Origin of the sequence: Streptomyces lucensis JCM 4490 (assembly GCF_014650035.1) — a bacterium.
GTDB classification, from domain to species: domain Bacteria; phylum Actinomycetota; class Actinomycetes; order Streptomycetales; family Streptomycetaceae; genus Streptomyces; species Streptomyces lucensis.
Genome location: NZ_BMUE01000023.1, coordinates 43,754 through 61,639 on the forward strand (window position 1 = coordinate 43,754; position 17,886 = coordinate 61,639).

9 protein-coding genes are annotated in these 17,886 nt (G+C 67.3%); 4 read left to right on the plus strand and 5 right to left on the minus strand.

Going from position 1 to position 17,886, the window contains the following annotated elements:
• Positions 1 to 296 precede the first annotated feature (296 nt).
• The 4 genes from IE177_RS32680 to IE177_RS32695 are packed head-to-tail and all read right to left on the minus strand — an operon-like array spanning position 297 to position 9,865.
• A complete protein-coding gene (locus IE177_RS32680; RefSeq protein ID WP_190019099.1) occupies positions 297 to 3,407 on the minus strand; it encodes a pPIWI_RE module domain-containing protein in 3,111 nt (1,036 codons plus the stop codon).
• 26 nt (positions 3,408 to 3,433) lie between these two features.
• On the minus strand, positions 3,434 to 7,087 hold the full coding sequence (locus IE177_RS32685) for a pPIWI_RE_Z domain-containing protein (RefSeq protein ID WP_190019100.1): 3,654 nt from the start codon (positions 7,085 to 7,087) through the stop codon (positions 3,434 to 3,436).
• On the minus strand, positions 7,080 to 8,270 hold the full coding sequence (locus tag IE177_RS32690; RefSeq protein WP_190019101.1) for a pPIWI_RE_Y domain-containing protein: 1,191 nt from the start codon (positions 8,268 to 8,270) through the stop codon (positions 7,080 to 7,082). Before IE177_RS32690 ends, IE177_RS32685 begins: the two co-directional genes overlap by 8 nt.
• Positions 8,270 to 9,865 carry a PD-(D/E)XK nuclease family protein gene (locus IE177_RS32695; RefSeq protein WP_229816367.1) on the minus strand — a complete coding sequence of 532 codons (1,596 nt, stop codon included), beginning with the start codon at positions 9,863 to 9,865 and terminating at the stop codon, positions 8,270 to 8,272. The genes IE177_RS32690 and IE177_RS32695 overlap by 1 nt, the downstream gene beginning before the upstream one ends.
• A 364-nt stretch (positions 9,866 to 10,229) precedes the next feature.
• On the opposite strand from IE177_RS32695, the gene IE177_RS32700 reads away from it, so the two are divergent.
• Positions 10,230 to 11,675, plus strand: a complete 1,446-nt coding sequence (locus IE177_RS32700; RefSeq protein WP_190019103.1) for a serine/threonine-protein kinase — start codon at positions 10,230 to 10,232, stop codon at positions 11,673 to 11,675.
• 217 nt (positions 11,676 to 11,892) lie between these two features.
• Here IE177_RS32700 and IE177_RS32705 read toward each other — a convergent pair whose 3' ends face one another.
• Positions 11,893 to 13,986: an N-6 DNA methylase gene (locus IE177_RS32705; protein ID WP_190019104.1), complete on the minus strand. Its 2,094-nt coding sequence runs from the start codon at positions 13,984 to 13,986 to the stop codon at positions 11,893 to 11,895.
• 1,019 nt (positions 13,987 to 15,005) lie between these two features.
• Here IE177_RS32705 and IE177_RS35525 point away from each other — a divergent pair.
• Genes IE177_RS35525 through IE177_RS35930 form a run of 3 tightly spaced genes read left to right on the plus strand, consistent with a single transcriptional unit; the run spans position 15,006 to position 17,627 of the window.
• Entirely contained in the window at positions 15,006 to 15,131 is a 126-nt protein-coding gene (locus IE177_RS35525; protein ID WP_268253196.1) for a hypothetical protein, read from the plus strand.
• Between the two features lie 13 nt (positions 15,132 to 15,144).
• Positions 15,145 to 17,388, plus strand: a complete 2,244-nt coding sequence (locus IE177_RS32710; RefSeq protein ID WP_190019105.1) for a hypothetical protein — start codon at positions 15,145 to 15,147, stop codon at positions 17,386 to 17,388.
• Entirely contained in the window at positions 17,385 to 17,627 is a 243-nt protein-coding gene (locus IE177_RS35930) for a helix-turn-helix transcriptional regulator (protein WP_190019118.1), read from the plus strand. The genes IE177_RS32710 and IE177_RS35930 overlap by 4 nt, the downstream gene beginning before the upstream one ends.
• Positions 17,628 to 17,886: the final 259 nt, after the last annotated feature.

A 17,886-nucleotide genomic window follows, 5' to 3' on the forward strand; every position in this document is an offset into this window, starting at 1 on the left:
CCCGGAGGCAACGCTCCAGGACGCTGCCCTGCGAGGCGGAGGCCACCGCCGCAGCAAGAGCGGTATATCGTCCGATCCGCTGCCCATGAAGTCATCGGCATCACGGCGCTTGCCGACGCCCGATCCCCGGCTTCCCGCCTTCAAGCCGGAGATCGAGCCCGCCGATACCGACGGTGCCTCCTCGGAGGAGACCGGCCGTCCATCACGGGCGCAGGGAAGCATGATCGCCATTCATGGAATGCGGCCCCGCGGAACTACGGCAGAGCCGGTTGGGGGTGCCAGCGCCCCCTCACCCCTCAGGGGAACAAGGCGAGCTGTTCGTCCTCCGGTGCTTGCGCGAGGCCGGGATCCTCTGCGTATTCCGGGTCCAAGTCTGCCGGCTCGGTGTCCGCGCCTTCCTCGATCACGCCCAGCGCCGCCGCTACGCACTGCCCACTGACGTTGCCCGCCACCTCGGCGGTGGCCAGCTCCTCAAGGGGGTATTCCTCAGCCTCACCCGCCTCTGCCTCGGCGATCGTCGGCAGTACGTAGTGCTGGGCGAGGCTGGCCAGGTGCAGGGGCAGGGGGAGGGAGAGTGCGTCCAGGTAGTCGGGGGCTTGGCGCAGCTGGTGCACAGCCAGAGCGAGTGCTTCGGCTGAGTCGCCGGCATCCTCGTGGCAGCCCAGGACTGTGATCTCCACCAGCCCGGGGTTCCAGGCCGGGATGTGTGTATCGATGGTGGGTTTGCCCTTGTTGGGTCCCTGGCGCAGCGGCCGGGGCGCGATTTTGTCGGCCTCGACGGCGGAGTCTCGGAAGGTGCTCGCTTTAGGCGTGGTGCTGTAGAAGACCCGGCCGGAGGAGCGTGCGGCGTCTTCGTCCTCCACCCACAGCCCCTGGGGCAGGCCGTTGACTTCGCCGGGAGAGGCGTTGCCCCACCATTGCGGGGTCTCCCGCCCTGCTGCCGTACGTACGCGAATCAACCGGAGATCGGGGTCGAGTCCCACCGGCTGCGCGTGGCCGGTCTTGATCAGATCCCGTTCGGTTCGGCCGTCCTGGAGCCAGGGCCAGTGCAGCCGACTGTTCTGCGAATGGGTCAGCAGGGCGGTGGGTCGGCCGCGAAGAGAGCGGACCATCTTCTGGAGATATCGGGCGGTCGCCCTGCGCTGTTCATCCATGTTCTGCTGCCAGACACGGTACTTCGAACGCTGCTGCGGTACGAAGGCGGCTTCGGTGTCCGTGGGCGTCGCGATCTCGGTCTCGGTGGGTTCGCTGACCTCCGGGATTTCGGCTGTCTTGACCAGGCCGAGCAGGAACTGGGGGTAGGGAATCCAGCGTCCCGTCCGCTCGTCCCAGCCAGTGACAGCCGCCAGGCCGCTGCCCGGTGCCAGCGGTGTGACCATGACGGCCACCGGGGTGTGGCGGGGCAGTCGCGTGGGGCCGTCCTTGCGCCGCTTAACCATGTACGTGGCGACGTAGCGCAGGTCCTTGGGGATTGCTTCGCCGAGCGTGTGTTCGGGCAGGACACGGACACCGTACTGGCGCAGAGCGTCCTCCCAGCCCGAATGGACCCGGTGGGAGAGGTTCTTCTCGCTGTTGTAGCCCTTGGCCTTCTTGGGGACGACCGCGAATTGCGTCAGGACGCCCGCGTCCGCGCAGCCCAGCCGGAGCGCGTACTTGGGGTCATCCAGACGGTGGGCGAAGTCCTGGCGGCGATCGATCTCCACAAGGGCGAAGCTGGGGTGAAGCGGGTCAGCTCCGTCGTCGGCCAAGAACGCGGCGGCAGTCTTCCGCCGGGCGTTGATACCGGCCTCCAGGGCTTTGCCCCTGGGCCGCGCTGCGGGGTCGATGCCCAGAGTGTCGGTGATTCCCCCGGTGGTGCGCAGACAGCGGAGACGAAGGATGAGTTCCGGTGCTTTCCATTCGAGAGTGACGGGGCTTCCGGGTACGGCCCGCTCGTACGCGTCCTCGGCAGTGGCTGGCTCCGGGCGGCTTCCGTCGCCGTCCAGCCCGAGAACGTCGGCTAGGGCCTCAATGGCTGCATCCCGGAACGATGGGCTCTGCCACAGCAGTCTGGCTTCGACGAGGCACCCGGCCCCCGTCCCCTTGATCGCCTCGGCGGGGTCCTGCCCCTGGTTGATCCTGGCTGCCACCGCGAGTGCGGTCCGGCGAGCGCGGGCTTCGCGTTGCGCCTCCGCTTCCTTCTCCGCCGCCTTGGGCTTGGGCCGGGCATTAGCGGGGGCGCTGCTGCCGGCGCTCGCCCGGCTGAGGGAGGGGACCCGGCGTAGCTGCTCGGGCAGCGCCTGTTCGGCCCACTGAACGATCTGTGAACGCTGGTGTGACATAAGCCCGGCACCGATGCCGTGAGCACCCATGTGTGTGCTGTGAACTACAGCGGCGCGGGTGCCGTCCCCGTCGCCGATCCACTCCTCGGGTGTGGCAAGCAGGCTGACGGGGTCGGGGAAGGGGCGGTTGAGCGCCAGCCTGCCCAGGATCTGGGCAGGGCCGTTGTTCTTCCAGGCATAGCCCTCGGTGCCGCGGTCCCAGGTCAGCCGGGCCACGGCGTACCGCTCGCTGGTGGGTGCTCCGGGGAGCCAGGGGATGCCGGGCAACAGGTAGACCGAGGTATCGCGGCCATACGGCAGCCGCAGGCGTTGCTTCCTCGCGTCGAGGCGAGTTGCCCAGCGGCGTACTCCCGTGTGCAGGTGGAGACGGGGTCGAGGGTCGAAGGGGACAGTGTGTAGCGAAATGTTGATCACGATGGAGAACCACCACTCGCGCCCCTTGACCACGTGCGAGAGAGGCTGCGAGAGGAGTTCCGCTCCCTGCTGGCGCGGGCCTCGCGGCACGGCCCGGAAGTGCAGGCTGCCGGCGCTGTGTTCATAGGGTCCCAGGGCGAGGATGCGCCGGGCCAGGGCATCGGTTGCGAGTTGGTATTGCCGATCGCGCGGAGCCGCGGTCCCGCCGTCGGTCGTGGGGCAGCCGAGGAGGTCGACAGTGACGTCCTGCCACTGCGGCGGACAGGAGCGCAGCGCCGTATGGGTGTCCAGGACTGCCCGGTGATGTGCGGGATCGGGGCGGAGGTCTTGAAGCCAGGCCCCGCTCAGCCGGTCCAGGGTGTCGCCGGGAAGCGGGTGGGGGGAGTCGGAGGGGGTGTAGAGCCAGAAGTCCTCGGCCAGTTGCTGCGGGTCGCGGGGACGGCCGCGGACTACCAGATCGGGTGCGAGGCTCTGCAGAACTCCGTTGAAGCTGGCGACGGGCGCAGCGCGGTAGGGCTCGGCCTCGGGGGGACGGCCTAGGTTGCAAAGCTCCAGAACGCTCTCGTGCCACTGCTCCGCAAAGGGTAGTGCCCGGTAACGGGCGGTCCAGGGCGCGGTGTTGGGCTTCAAAAGGTAGGCGGCCCGGCTGGTGTCGCGGTACTTGGCAGCCATGGTCTTTGCTGTCTCCTTGCTGTGGCTCAGCGATCAGTTCGGGCGCTCAGGCCGCACAGGGCGTCGTAGAGGGGGTGGTAGAGCGTGCGGACCAAGGCAGGGTCGGCGGGGTCGGCAAACAATTCGGGTGTGGTTTCGTCAGCGAAGTAGGGCGCGAGGACATCGCGGAGCTTGATGAGCAGGCCCTGGTCGTTGCGTCGGCGTCCGCTGCGGGTCGCCGCGGCGGGCGGGGCCCCGGCCTCGGCGAGTGCGGGGGCGAAGGCCGCGTCGACGAACACCACCCGCGCGGGCACTCCGCCGCGCACCAGGCGGCCGATGACCTGCCAGATGGTGACCAGCTGATCCCAGGCGAAGGAGGTCTTCTCCGCGTCGTTGAGCTGGGAGTAGATGTAGCGTCGGGACAGCAGGCGGCGCCACTCCTTGCGAGCCGCGAGGCGGAAGGCGAGCCCGGCGGTGTCCATGTCCGCTGCGTCGGCCACAAGTTTGCCGAAGGTTCCCGCCTCGGCATCCGGCTGGTTCCGGACGAACCTGGTGACCCAGTCGTTGATGGCGAAGACGGCCAGCGAGAGGTCGTCGGGGCGCGGGTGGGGACGGGCGAGGAAGAGGACGGTTCCGAAGGCGGCTTTGTGGCTCTGGTTGAGGATGTTGTGGCCGCGCTCGATTGCCATCAGGGGGGCGACCAGGACTTCGGCGTCTTCGTCCTTGGCGAAGGCGGCGAGGTCGCCGCGGCGTACGGCGCAGGCGCCGGTGAAGTCTCCCGTGGCAGTGTCTCCGGGGCCGGCGTGGTCGAGCTCTGCCTTGTCGGAGGCGAGGACGCGGACCTTTCCGCGCCAGCGCGGCATGCGTTCCAGGAGGTCGGCGGCGATCCTGGCGTCCTGGTAGCTTCCGACCAGGAGGAGGGCACGTCGGCGTTCTCCGTCCTCGATCTGCCGTAGTTCCTGGTCGAGGAGCGAGGTGCTGCCCGGGGCCGACTTGCCGAGCTGGGTGACCATCTGGGCCAGGACCCGGTCACGGGTATCGAGTCGGGCTCCGGAGAGGGTAAGCGGGGTTCCTTCGCCGTCGTAGAGGAACAGCGTGGTGAACAGGGTTTTCCGGATGGAGTCGACGGCGGCCTGGTGGGGTTTGAGGATCGCTTGGACCGGCGCCATGACGTGTGCGCGGGTCGATGTCCCGGCCCAACTGGTGCCGGACATGAGCAGGACGTGCGGTCCCGGACGGCCCGCTGCGGGGTCGGCTCCCAGCTCGGGAAGGTGAAGCAAGAGCTCGCGGCCGACGCCGGCACAGCGGAAGAAGCGCAGGGTACCGCTTCGGTGTTCGTCGCCGTCCGGGCCGCGCTCCGGATCTTCGGGCAGGTACTGGAATCCAAGGACGTTACCCATCGGGGCTTCCGGCACCACCGGCGCATAGTCGAGGGGCGGTCTGCGGGAGAGTTCGTTGTCGGCGGTGTCCAGATGCAGAGCCGCCTCGGCCTGCGGCCACAGGAAGGTGACGCGTTCCAGGCGCTGATGCAGGGCGGCCAGTACCAGGGTGAACTCAAGGCGTCGGGCTTCTCGTTCCAGCCAGGGTTCACTCCCCCAAGTGTCTACGGGATCCCGGGCGGGTTTCCCCGGGCCGGGCGGCTCCTGGCGCAGCGAACCGTCCAGCAGCGGGGACCCGGTGAGCAGGGTGTCGAGCACGGATCGGACACGTTGGCTGGTCGCTGTCTGGTCGAGGTGGTGCAGGAGAGCTCCGGCACTCCGGACCAGGGCGTCGGTGAGGTCGCTGTGCGAGCCGCGATCGCCGAGCGGGTCGTCGCGGAAGGCGTCGAACGCCTTGGTGACTTCGTTGCGCCGGATATCCCAGGGCTCGGTGTCCGGGGTCCGCGGCACGGGTGCGTCGCCGTCGGCTTCGTCGTTGGAGTCGTACACCTCGGCGTCGGAGGAGGTCTCGTTAGGGAGGAGACCGGTGACGCGCGGACGGGGGTACCACTCGTTGACGAGCTTCTCCTGGAGCGTCCAGGCGCTGAAGTACTCGATGTCCGCCCAGCGGCGAAGGTCGTGGTCGGTGATCAGTCGGCGGTAGAGACGGTTGGCGGCGACGTGGACCAGGTCCAGGGAGGCCGACCAGCGTTCGACATCGCGTGCCGAGAGGGGCAGACGGCCTTGCCGGGCCAGTTCATCGATCTTGTGGATGCCGAGGCGGTCGAGCCAGGAATCCGGGCCGCGCACGATCAGCGTCGCGGACGGGGCGAAGGCGGTGTCGAGCTGCATCTGTACGCGGTCCGCCTCGTCGACGATGATGATGTCGCTGCGCAGACAGGCCAGTTCAAGGTGCCTGAGGCGTTCGGCATTAAGATGGTTGGGGACAGCGCTCTGCAGGAGGCTGGCCGGGTTGGCCACCCAGATCAGGGCATCGACCAGCTCCCGGTCTGGGGCATGGCGAGGGCAGACGCTCCACACCGGACAGCCGTGATCGGACCGCGACATCTCGCTTTCCGCGGGCGCCTCGGACAGGTCGTGCCGGTACACGGGCATCGGGATCTCCCCGACAGCGGTGGGACCAGGCTTCTTGACCGGGCGCAGTTCCGTGCAGGGGGCGTCGACGTAGCGCAGGGGTTCGGCTGCTTCCAATCCGCGCTGTGCGTCGAGGATGCACACCGAGCTCAGGTCGTCGAAGGCTGGATCATCCTGCTGGAGGAGGGAGGCTTGGCCGCGCGCGGCGAGGCGGCGGTGCAGCCGGGATGCATGCTGGTCGCGGGTGGTGCCGCCGATGACGGGAGCGGCCTGCAGGTCCAGGTCGCGGAACTGGCCGACCACGGTGAGCTGTTCGGCGACGTCACCGACGACCAGAGTGATGCGGAGCCCTTTGCGTGCGCCCCAGACGGCGATGAGGTGCATCAGAGTGCTCTTGCCCGCGCCCACCATGCCGACCAGATGGAGCAGGCGGTCCATGCGGAGAACTGTGGTCTTCTCAAAGCGCTGCCCGTCGGCAGACCGAGTATCGAGTTGCAGGTCCTTGAGCCGTCGCACCCAATGGCTGGAGGTGAAGCCGCGGGCCGTCTCGGTTTCCTCCATCCAGCGGGCGGTCTCGGCGAGTTCGGCCAGCGGGATCTCCAGGGGACGGCCTGCGGCGTGCGGGACACGGCTCAGGTCGTGGCCGGTCGCCGGCGGGAAACACAGCTGTTCGGGGATGGTCACGGAGGCGGGCCGGTGCCGCTCGGTGAACCGGGACTGGCCCGCCGGCGCAGGCGGCAGTTGCCGTTGGTCGAAGTCCGGAAGCCGGGACAGCGCATGCTCGAACCTGTCGAAGCGGTCCGCAGCGATGGTGGGTTCGACGCGCCACGCCGGTCCTCCTCCCTCGGGCAGCCGGTAGCCGCGGAGCCGTTCGGGCAGCTGGACGTACGTCTCCAGGCACTGGTGCCACATGCGGCGGCGACGCAGCTTCCACAACAGGTGGCGTGCCACATCCAGCCGGGCGCTCTGTGCCGGTCTGGTGGCGATGCCCGCGGCCGCGGCAAAGGGGTAGCCGCCCAGGAGGGTGTAGACGCCGTGGGCGTCGCCGGACGGGTCGAGACCCTCCATGAGGTAGAGGCCAAGTTCTACCTGGCAGAGCAGCGAGGGGTTTACGTCCTGGTGTTCTTGGGGCCAGACAGGCTCCAGGGCTTTGGCCAATTTCTGGTACCACTCGCTGCTGTTACGCACTCGGGGATCCGTTCGTCGGTGCGGAGTCCGTCAGGTGGGGGCCGTCGGCCCCGCGGAGGCGGGCTGTCGCGAGGGCGACGAGCCGGTCGTCAGTGAGCAGGGACAGGCCCGCGGCGGAGGCGGGACGGTTGCGGCGGTACGTGCCGAGGTAATCGCGGTGGGCTTCGGCCTGTTCGCGGGGAACCACCCAGCACGCTTCGTCGTAGGGCGGCTCTGGGCGAACGGGTTTCGCGGACCGGCCAAGCAGCCCGGGATGCTTCCAGTCCTTGACGTCGATGGACCAGATATGCCCGTCGGGGAAGGTCACACGCAAGTCGTAGGCGTCGAAGCCGGGCCAGAGCTGGACCTCGAGCCCCAGCGTGCGCAGTCGGGCTTCCAGTTCGACCTCGGCACGTCCCGGTCCGGTGACGAACTGCCTTAGCGGTCGCACGAGTTGCAGCAGTCCGGCCACTTCGGCTCCGGTCAGGGTCCGTCCGTGCGGCGGTGCGCCCCGGCGTCGGCACCGGTCTCTCTCGCACCACCACGCGCCGTCGGCGAGCGGCGTGAGCAAGGTCAGGCAGCGACCGCAGGTGACGTAGCCGCCCTGGAATTCGTAGGAGGCCGGGACCGGGGCGTAGCACTGGTCCAGTAGTTCTTGTACGGGGGCGAGGGACAGGTCGGTCTCGGTCTCGAACCGTTCCACTCCGGTGAGTACCGGTCGTTCGACCAGGAGCCTGCGGAAGGCGACGTAGGACTCGGGTGATGACGCCTTGCGGCAAAGGCGCATGGCCGTGTGAACGACCTCCCGGTCGAATTGCGCGGCGCCGGCATCCTTACCTCTGATCCACCACTCGTGGCACAGCTGGGTGGGAACCCGTGCCTCGGGGTCCACCAGGTAGTCGTCCGGTCCGAAAGCATCCGGCGGCAGGTCCAAGGGCCAGTCCTCCAGGGGGCGGCTGTGGCACCAAAAGAGCAGTTCCGGCAGGCTTTTCGGGATCTCCTCGACGCCCCTGAGGAGGCAGGCCAGGACGGTCCGGTCGAGCGCTCGCTGGGCTTCCGCCGGGTAGGGCAGTTTGAAGGAGGAGAGCGAGCCGAAGTCGGCGAGCTGGATGACGGCGCCGGCCAGCGTGCGGACGAGCCGCACGTCGGGGAAGTCGAGCCAGTCACCCCACTGGGCTGCGTGGGCGTCAAAGACGGTGGCCATCAGGAATCCTGCCTTGTCGGAGCGAGGTGTTCGATGCCCGCGCGGCACCATTCGAGGGCTTCGCAGCCGTCGCAATGCCGACCTGGAGCGGTCGGATAGTCCTGGTCTCGGGACCAGGGCTGGGCGAGTTGCGCGATCACCTCTCGCGCTTCATCGACGGTCCCCGGGTGTGAGGGGTCGAGTTCCTCAAAGGTCACGTCGTCGGTGTGCAGCAGTTCGAGCTCCACCCGGGAGCGCGCCGTGTCTCCGCCCAGGACGCCGGCGGCCAGCATCAGGACGCCGAGCGCCAGCTGAGGGTAGAGCTTCAGCAGCGGCTCGCCCTCATAGAGATATCTGCTCGCGGTCTTGGTCTCCCGCCAGATCCAGCCCCCGCGGCGGGTGTGGAGCAGATCGGGGGTGGCTATCAGCACAAGGCCGAGTCCGGCGTCGTAGCAGACCGCCTGGTACTGCACCCGCACCTCTTCTTCTGCGGCGAGGCCGTCCAAGGGGCAGTAGAAGTTATGCTGTTCGAGCATGGCGGCACCGTCGAGTGCCTCTTGACCGGTCAGGTGCAGACCGCCGGCACCCCAGGACGCCGGGTCCGCCGGGCCGGGAAAGGTCTCGCAGCTTCGGTAGGGCGTGCCGGCGTGCCGCTGGTTCAGAATGGCATCGACCACACGGCCGCGCCGGACTTCTGGGCTCTCGGGCGTCGAGGAGCGCAGCTTGAGCTGCCGGGTCGCGTGATACTTCGCCGGACAGTCCCGATAGGCGCGCAGATCAGTGACCGAGACGCTGCGGCGGGGACGTCGGCGCTTCGGCGGCGTAATGCTCAGAATCTCCGGGCTGCGCGGGAGGGCCTGGCAGCCGGCCAGTGCCTTGCAGTCGATGCAGCCGGTGCCGGGGCTGGTCCCGCTACCGTCGATGGCCTGGAGTAACGAAGGCCACCCCGCCGCCGTGAAGTGCAGACGCGCTTCTTGTCTGTTCCAGTCGAGCAGCTCGTTCCGCTTGCCGTCTCCACAACCGAATTCGATGACCCGGACGCGCTCGGGCAGGGCGGCTCGGTGCTGGGGAAGTTCACCGAAGGGGACCGGGGTGTGCCGCTTGCGCCATCCTGCGACCGCGGGGCGCCCTCGCGCCACCACGTATGCGGCTACGGCCTTCTCCGCTTCGGGTCGGTCATCCTTGGCGGTGCCGAAGGTGAGCAGCCACAGTTCTCTCGTGGAGCCGTCGAGGGCCGCGTAGCGGCGTCCCCAAGCGGTCATTTCATAGGTGTCCGCGCCCCGGGAGTCGACCGGGCCCGGGTCCGTGCCGACCACCCAGGTGTCACGGACCGGAACCGTGAGCGGCAGGTCGGCGGCCTCGCGGGCGTGCTGGTCTGCGGCTCTGGCCGCCAGATAGCGACGGACCGCCTCGGCTGACCAGGACATCAGCAAGGGGTGCGCTTCACTGCGCCGGTAGAGCCCGAAGGTCCCGTTTGTGCGCCGAAGTTCCCCGATCACCCACTCCGGGTCCTTGCGCTCGTGTTCAATCAGGTCGAGTGCATCCATGAAGACCTTGAGTGTGAAGTCTTGTAATTTTTCGGCAAGTTGAGGGGGTCCGGGATCTGCAATCAGCATCGGCCTGGCGTCGCTGGCCCGCTTCGTGGGGCAGTCCCGGGGGTCGAGGCGCGCCGCAGCGAGGTTCGTGCGTACCAGCCTGATGTCACCGCTGGTCCCGGCAGGGCGCGGCCCACTGCTCACGGTCTCCTCCAAGCAGTTCGGACAGGACAGCCCGATACGGCACCACCGAGTGGGCGCACCAGGTTCCGGCATATCCAGCATGACACAAAACAGCTGTGAACTCAGTCCATGCACGACTTAGTCTTCGATCGCTTTACACTGGGCACATCCGCCACGCAACGGTCTGGTGGAACCGGGAACTCGCCACCGTCGCGCCTCTTCTGCGTACCAGAGGCGGGACGCTTCACAGGCAAGGGGCGGCATGAAGAAGGACGCGGTGCTGGGCAGCCGGTACAAACTGCTCAAGCACCTGGGCAGCGGCGGCATGGCCGTGGTCTGGCTGGCGAGGGACCTGCGGGACGACAGGCTCGTGGCCGTCAAATGCCTGCGCACACAGAACGAGCTCCTGGACGCGCTCGACGAAGACGAGGCGCACGACGAACTTCGGCGCGTGCGTGGCCGGTTCCGGCGCGAGGGCACCCTTCTGGGACGGCTGCATAACAGGAGCATTCCCCAGCTCTATGACCAGGGCACTCACCACGCCGAGCCCTACCTCGTCATGCGCTACGTCGCTGGCAAGCCCCTGCACCGATTTTTGGAGCAGTACACCCCCACCATCGAGGTCAGCGCGGCCATCGGGGTTCAGATCGCCGAGGCACTGACCTGCGCCCATGACCTGCCGGTGGTGCACCGCGACCTCAAGCCGTACAACTTGATCATCGATGAGAACGGCGTGGTCGTCCTCATCGACTTCGGCATCGCCAAGCCGCTCTGGCCCGGCGTCACCGACTACACCCAGCACGGATCCACCGTCGGCAGCAGAGGGTACGAGGCCCCGGAGCAGATCCTGGAACGCCAGATCACCCCGAAGACCGACCTGTATGCGCTGGGCTGCGTCCTCTACCACCTGCTGACCGGCCATCCGCCGTTCTCCGGGGACGGGCTGAAGGACCAACATGTGCATGCCTCGCCGATCCCGCCGACCTGTCATGTCGGGCACATCCCGGCAGAGCTCGAGAGGCTGGTACTGAAGTTGCTGGCGAAGGGGCCGGAGGACCGGCCGACGGACGCCCGCATGGTCGCAGAGGTGCTGCGGAAGTACGCGCCGCGTCCGGGTGACGCTGCCCCGTCCCCTCGGCTAGAGCCGGACCCGACGCGTCCGTTGCGCTTGCCCGACGAGTACGACCTGCCGATCGCGCCCGCGACACCGATGGCTAAGTCCAATTCCGGCAGGAGGCGACGCGGTTCCGGGTTCCTCAGCCGCCGGATGTTTCAGGAAGTCACTACCGAGGCCGAAGCGGAGGTCGAATCCGGTGAGCCGGCGAGTGCGGTAGACAAGCTGCTGGAGCTGCTGCCCGCCGCCCGCCGGGATTGGGGCGCCTTCGACCCCGGCGTCCGGACGGCCTTGCGCGTGGCCGCGAACGGCATGCGTGTGGCCGGGCGCTGCAAGGAGGCGATCGCCCTCTTTGAGGCTCTGACCCTGCGGGCTGAGGGCAAGGCGAGCCCGGATGAGCTGGCCGACTACCTGGAGGGCACTCTGGGTGCGGCGGAGTGCCGTATCCCCTTCGGTGACTTGCTTCCGGCCGCGGCGGCGCGGGCCATGGTGCTCGAACGGATGGCCCACGTCACGGGCCCGCGCGCCCAAGTGCTTGCTGAGCGATGCCGAGAGGTCGGCATCGAGCTCGAGGAGCTGGGCTTCGGCATCTAGGCGATCTTGCATAAGTAAGTTGCGCTCTGGCTGGCCGGACAGGTCGTTGGGTGAGTGTGCCTGGGCGGTGGCGTACTTCTCGCGTCTTCGGAGATCCTTTCCGGTCCAAGCTCATCAGTGATCGTTCCCCAGCGCCTGTGGGCCAACATCCATGTTCGGCGGGCAAGTCACGTACAGGGAGGTCCGGCGGGTGTACCGCAAGCGATCGGCGGCTTGCTCACGGACGCAAAGAGTGGAGCTTTCCCGCTGCGAGCCCGTCCCCGAGGCTCCGCACGAGAGCCTCGCCCACCGATGCGACCGAGCGGAGCGACTCCTCAAGTGCCAGGAGTTCTCTGAAGGCCGCCGCATACGGTCGCTGTTCAACAAGTGCGAGCTGGAGCACCTGTAGCTTGCGTACGTCGATGCGGGCAGAGCTGGAAGTGTGGGAACCCGCTTGCCGCGCGTTCGCGGACGCACGCAGGCAGCCTGCGAGGAACCAGGGGTCGAGGACTTCGGGGTCCGGGCGCAGCGCGTAAAGCTGGGGTCCGAGCACCAAGGGCGTATCCTCTTGGACCCAGACGCGATACGCCCTCTCGACACCCGCCACGACGACATCCCCCGGCTCGGCCACGGTGAACGAACCCGTTCTGGCGCCCCGCTCTGCCTCGGCCCGGGCGAGCCAGCCCCCCGGCTGTCCTCCCAGGACCAGGTCGGGAACGCTCAAGGCCGGTACTGCGCCATCTGGCAGCGCGTCGCCGTGCAGTAGTTCGCTGGGGAGCGTCTGCCCCTGTTGCAGCTTGAGAGCATGAGCACGGTGCAGGTCCGAGACCGTGATCGTGGACAGCGCCTCACTGCCCGCCGACAGGTCGATTGCCGCCAGAGACTGGGAGTGATCGCGCACTTCGTCGAGCAGGCCACCCAGGCGCCCCCAGGACTCATGGAGCTTGGCCTGGGCCTCTACGGCCGTCTCCGGTACGTGGCGGGCCGGCGTGAGATCTGTCTGTTCATTGAGCAGGTCCACCACGGGAACGGTGACACTCCCCTCAGGCAATTGCTTCCCTGCTCCTGCCTTCCTTTCTCCAGACCAGTCATAAGCACGTACCGCATCGAGTACGCGGCTGGTCAACTGCGGCCAATCGATGCCCTGAGCTCCTCTCGTCGCCCCATGCGATGTGGCTGCGTCGAGCAGAAACATGCGTTCGCCGGAAGCAGCGCTGCCCTCGGACTTGGGCATCCGGAGAATCCACAACTGGAGTGAAACGCTGTGTGGTTGGGCAGCCCCGGCCGGAAGTGCGACGACTCCCTGCAGAGCGCCCGTCCGCAGTAGCGCCCCACGGATGCGCCTACCTGCGCGCCGAGAGGCCACCGCTGGCGGCAGCAGGAGTACAGCCACGCCGCCTGGCGCCAGTCGCGCCAGCGCGTGCTCAATCCAGGCGAGTTCGGGCTCGGTCCTCGGTGGCAGGCCGTAGACCCAGCGGGGGTCAATAGCCAGTTCCTCATGACCCCAGTCGCGCGCATTGAACGGGGGGTTGCACAGGACGATGTCGGCCCGGACACCGTCGTTTGGGTCCGCGCGGAGCGAGTCACCTGCCTTGATCCTCACAACGCCGCTTCCCCCCTCCGCGTCGGCGAAGCCCAGCCGCACTTCCGCCAGCGCGGCAAGTACCGAGTCGAGTTCGGTACCGATGAGCGCCGTAGTCCCGGGATCGGCGTCGGCGCTTCGCTCCGCCATGCCCTCACCGACGGCCAGGAGCAACCCGCCGACACCGCAGGCGGGGTCGAGAACGGTGATCCGCCCATCCGCGCCCCGGTCCTCCTCCGCTCTGACGGCTAGAGCAACGTCTGCCATCAGTCGGGCCAGTGGGGCCGGGGTGGTGCCGACCTGCCGTACATGGGCGTCAAGCCAGCGTGTGAGCAGGAAGGTGAATGTCTCCCGCTCGCCTTCGTATCGTGCGACGTCGACCGTCTCGTTCATCACGCGAGCGGCCTCGTCCGGAAGCAAGGAATGCTCGGGTGCGGCCTGATCCACGCCTGTCGCGGCAAGCAGGCGGCGGCCGGCTTCGGCGAGCGCCGTGCCCATCACCGCACGATCCCCCAGGGCCTCGTAGTGCGGCCACAGCCGCTCGCGCAACCCGATCCGCTCGATCTTCCCGTGGGCGTACAGCCACCGTTCGATCTCCGAAAGGGAGAACTGCGGGCTGGTGTCTGTACCGCCGACCGGCATCGGGAACGAGACATGGCGCCGTCGCCAGTTACTTACAGCCGCTCGACCAACGCCCGCGATGCGCGCGATTCCCGCCAAAGTGACGGGCGCATCGTTGGATGATGACATGTGGTTCTCCGAGCAGGACGGCGACTTTCGGACGGGTCTGACACAGGATGCCGACACCGTAGCTCAGCCGCCCCCATCAGGCCAATCATTGACTGAGTTCACAGACACTTCGTCGATCGCGCGCCTTTCCACTGGATCACGTCTCTGCCAGGCAGTCTTCCAGGTCCTGAATCTGTTCGGTGAGTCGTTCGATTCGCTGGGCCCAGAGCAGGCACCAGGGTGATGCGAGTGGCCTGCAGCACCTATTTTCACCGTCTTCGCGGTTCTTGTTGTCGTTGGCGAGCTCCACGCAGGCCGGGACAGGGGCCACTCCGAAGGGGCCGGTCTCCTCCACTCCGGCCCGCGGCGGCCCAACCCTTTTGCCCAGTCCAGGTTCGGGACATCCGGCCGCGGTAGCCGGGAACACCTCGATGCCGATCACTCACCCCACCAAGGAGAGCACAGCCCGCATGCGCATCCCGATGCGGGTCCACACCAAGAACCACTTCCCCCGTCGGCCGGAGCCGACGAGCACTCGGGGAGGGGGCGTACTGGTCATGCTCGTCGCCATCAGATTCACCTGCGCTAAGCGACTCAGCTGGCACACCGGGATCCTTAGCACCAACTCGCCAATTCGTCAATCCAGCTTATTTGTTCGAAGCCCATCATTCGCGAGTTCGGCACCTCCGCGCGGGACATGCCGACCGGCAACTTGTTTTTACTAACCGCACCATTAGAGCGTGAGCCCGCCGCCCCTCAATAGGAACAAAAGTACGTCTCTTCACTCGAAGCGAGTATCTACCGGATAAGCATGTCGCTCCTCAGCTTCTTGATGTCAGGATGCTTCCTGTTCCTAACGTGCCAATGCGGGACGTCTGTTGGCCGATGGGTCGACGTACGGCCGCGACTCCCGAAGGGCGTCAGCCATGCCTTCATCCCCGGAATCCGACCGTCCTCTCGACGAATCCACCGAGGAGACTCGACGAAAGGAGCGGGAACTGGCCGAAGCTGAGGTCAAGTTGGCGCGCCGAGATCGAATTGTGAACCGACTGCGAATCCTGCAGGTGTTCTTCTCGCTGGTCGCGCTCGTGACAGGCAACCCGACTTACCGGTGGGCGGCCAGCTGCGCCCAGTGGGCCATGGAACGTTTCCGGGACTCCGAGTGATGTGAGGTAGAGCATGAGCGAGGTCAATGTCGATGGACCGTTTCCGATTCCGGTATCCCGGGAGGATCAAGAGGCATGGATCAGGGCCGTGCTGGCGACCGAGGGGGTGAATCTGCCCCGTGGTGCACTGAAAAACGTCGCCCCCTTCATCGTTGATCCCGATGACACGCTGAGTGAACCCGACGCCCACGGTGTGCGCACGCTCAAGGCGAGCGCGGTTCGGCGTATCCGCACAGACGCCGGTGACATGGTCGTCGCAGTCGTCCGGATGCATGGCGTCGGCGGTGTGCAGTGGGGACACAACGAACGGATCAGCTCAATCTGGCGCTCCGTCGCGGATCCGACGGTCGGCCGGGAGACCGAGAGGACCTTGGCTTCGGTCCGGCCATGGATGGGTGTCGACGACGATGGACGCAAGAAGTGTTTCGCCGCACTCGAAAGCGTCGTGGCCAACCGGCGCATGTTGATCATGAACGCCGAGGACGCGGCGGACGAACTGAAGAGGCGAGACCGCGTCCGCCCTTACGACCTTGAGGAAGACCTCGTCCTCAACGGGCAACAAGACCCCGGGATGTACGTTCCCCAGCAGGTGAGGATCGAGGACAACCCGGAGAGAGACTCTGACGGCAACCCTCTTTACCCGGACGCCTACTGGGGGTGGATGGCAGTTCGAGGCAATAATCGCACACAGAAGCGGCAGTCGATCTTCCGTTTGACATCCAGTGAAGTGCTGGCCGGTGTCCCGGCGGAGAAACTGGAGCGAGAGGGGGACGAGATCATCTGCGACCCTCGTGACTGGCTCCCTGAATTCTCCGCCGTACTCAACAGGGAGTTCGCGGAGACGGGCGACGGCGAACTGGATCCGACAAACGGCTCACGGGCGCGACGTGCCGCGGCCATCGCCGTGGTGGACGCGCATCTGGTGATCGGCACCCCCACTCCGCAGCGGCTCTACCGCATCGTGCAGATGAACAACCGGCGCGATCACGTCCACCCGCCGCTGGAGTTCGACGCCCTCGACCGCTCGCGCGCGCTGGGGCGGAGCGTTCTCGGGATGTACGTGGCGCAACAGGCTATGGACGAAAAAACGGCAGAGGTCCTTTCCGGGCTCGCGCCGATCCGTGAACTCGCGGGCGTGTCGGCGGACATGACGGTCTCCGAGCTGCGAGACCTGCGCTCCATGAGGTTGTTGCAGGAACTGTTTCCGGTGGATCCGCGCAAGCGTCATCTACTGCGGCGCGCACTCAGCGAAAACCCACCATCTCAGCTCAAGTCGGGGGAAATCAACCAGCGGGCGCGCACGTGGTCCGCACTGACTTCCGAGAGCTACCCGGCACCATGGAACCCACGCGTGGGCCAGGTCTTCTCGACCCGGGCCCGGGAGGGAATCGTCCTCTCCGGACGCAGGCTGCCAGATCTGCTCGCCGCCGCGGACACCGATGACGACGCATTCGACGAACTTGTGTCCTATCGGGCGGCGCACTGGCTGGCCTCCTTCGGCATCATCGAGGCCGACCGAGGCTCACTCGACGGCCAGGAGGCGATCGGCGACGCAGGGGAACGGATTCGCCGATCTCGCAGGACCGTCATGAACTGCCTGCAGGCCCTGCGGCACGAAAAGAGCCGGATGATGGCAGTCGGCGTACTGAAGTCGCTGGCCGCAGCCATGGACGACGGAGACCGGCGGCCCTGGCGCGTCAGCAGCTCCGGCAAGGAGATGGTGGGGCGGGAGATGACACCGCTCTGGTTCGACAGCGAATTCCCCAAGGACACCGGTACCCGGCCCCGCAAGACAGTAAATCCTGCACCACCATTGCTCACCACGGCGACGGCGCCCACCCCCCTGCCTTCGCCTACACTGCCCACGCTCTCACCCATGACACCAACGCCCTCACTCGTGACATCAGCCCCTGTACAACCCACCGCGGCGCCGCCCGCCCCTGCAGTCTCGGCCCAGTCCGAAGCGCCCGCCACCGATGAGACTGACGAAGCCGATAGCTCCATGCCCTCCCCTGAGGAACCGCTAACCCTAGAGACACTGGTGACCCGGGTCGAGGAACGGATCCGTGGCCTGCACGCGGCCTCCGCCGAAGTCGGCGAACTCCTCGGCCACCTCGCGGACCAGAGCCGGGCGGCGTCTGTCGCCCAACCCATCGGCCGACACCAGGCCGATAGAACCGTGCGCCTCCTCAACCAGACGCTATCCAGGCTGCGCAGACTGCCCGAGCTCATGGAGGAGATGACGGAACCCGTCTGAGGCAGTTCGTCCGGCGGGGCCCGACGTGGAGTGGAACGGCGAGCGTCAAGGACGCCGCCGAGGCGTTCGGCTTCTCGAGATCGAAGAGCTACGACCTCGTTCGCCGCGGAGAATTCCCATGTCGCGTGCTACCAATAGGCCGCACCGCCCGCGTCGTCACCGCCTCGCTCCTCCGCGTACTCGAGAGCGACGAGCCGGAGTACAACGGAGCCTCCAGTACAAGCCCCAATCTGTCATGACCAACTGCACGACCACGCCCCGCCGCAGCAAGCCGGCGGGGCGTGGTCGTATCAGGTCCGCGTCTACGCAGGGCCCCCTCCGGAGCAAGCCGACGGGAGGTCCTCAGGTGTCACGAGCGATCACAGGCGTGTCACCAACCCCCCAGACGCTGTCGCGTCACAAGGCCCTGACATGGACTTACACGCTCGCCCTGGCCCAACTGGACGCCCGTGGACGGTTTCTACGACATGTGCCATGTGGTACCCAGTGAGGGACCCA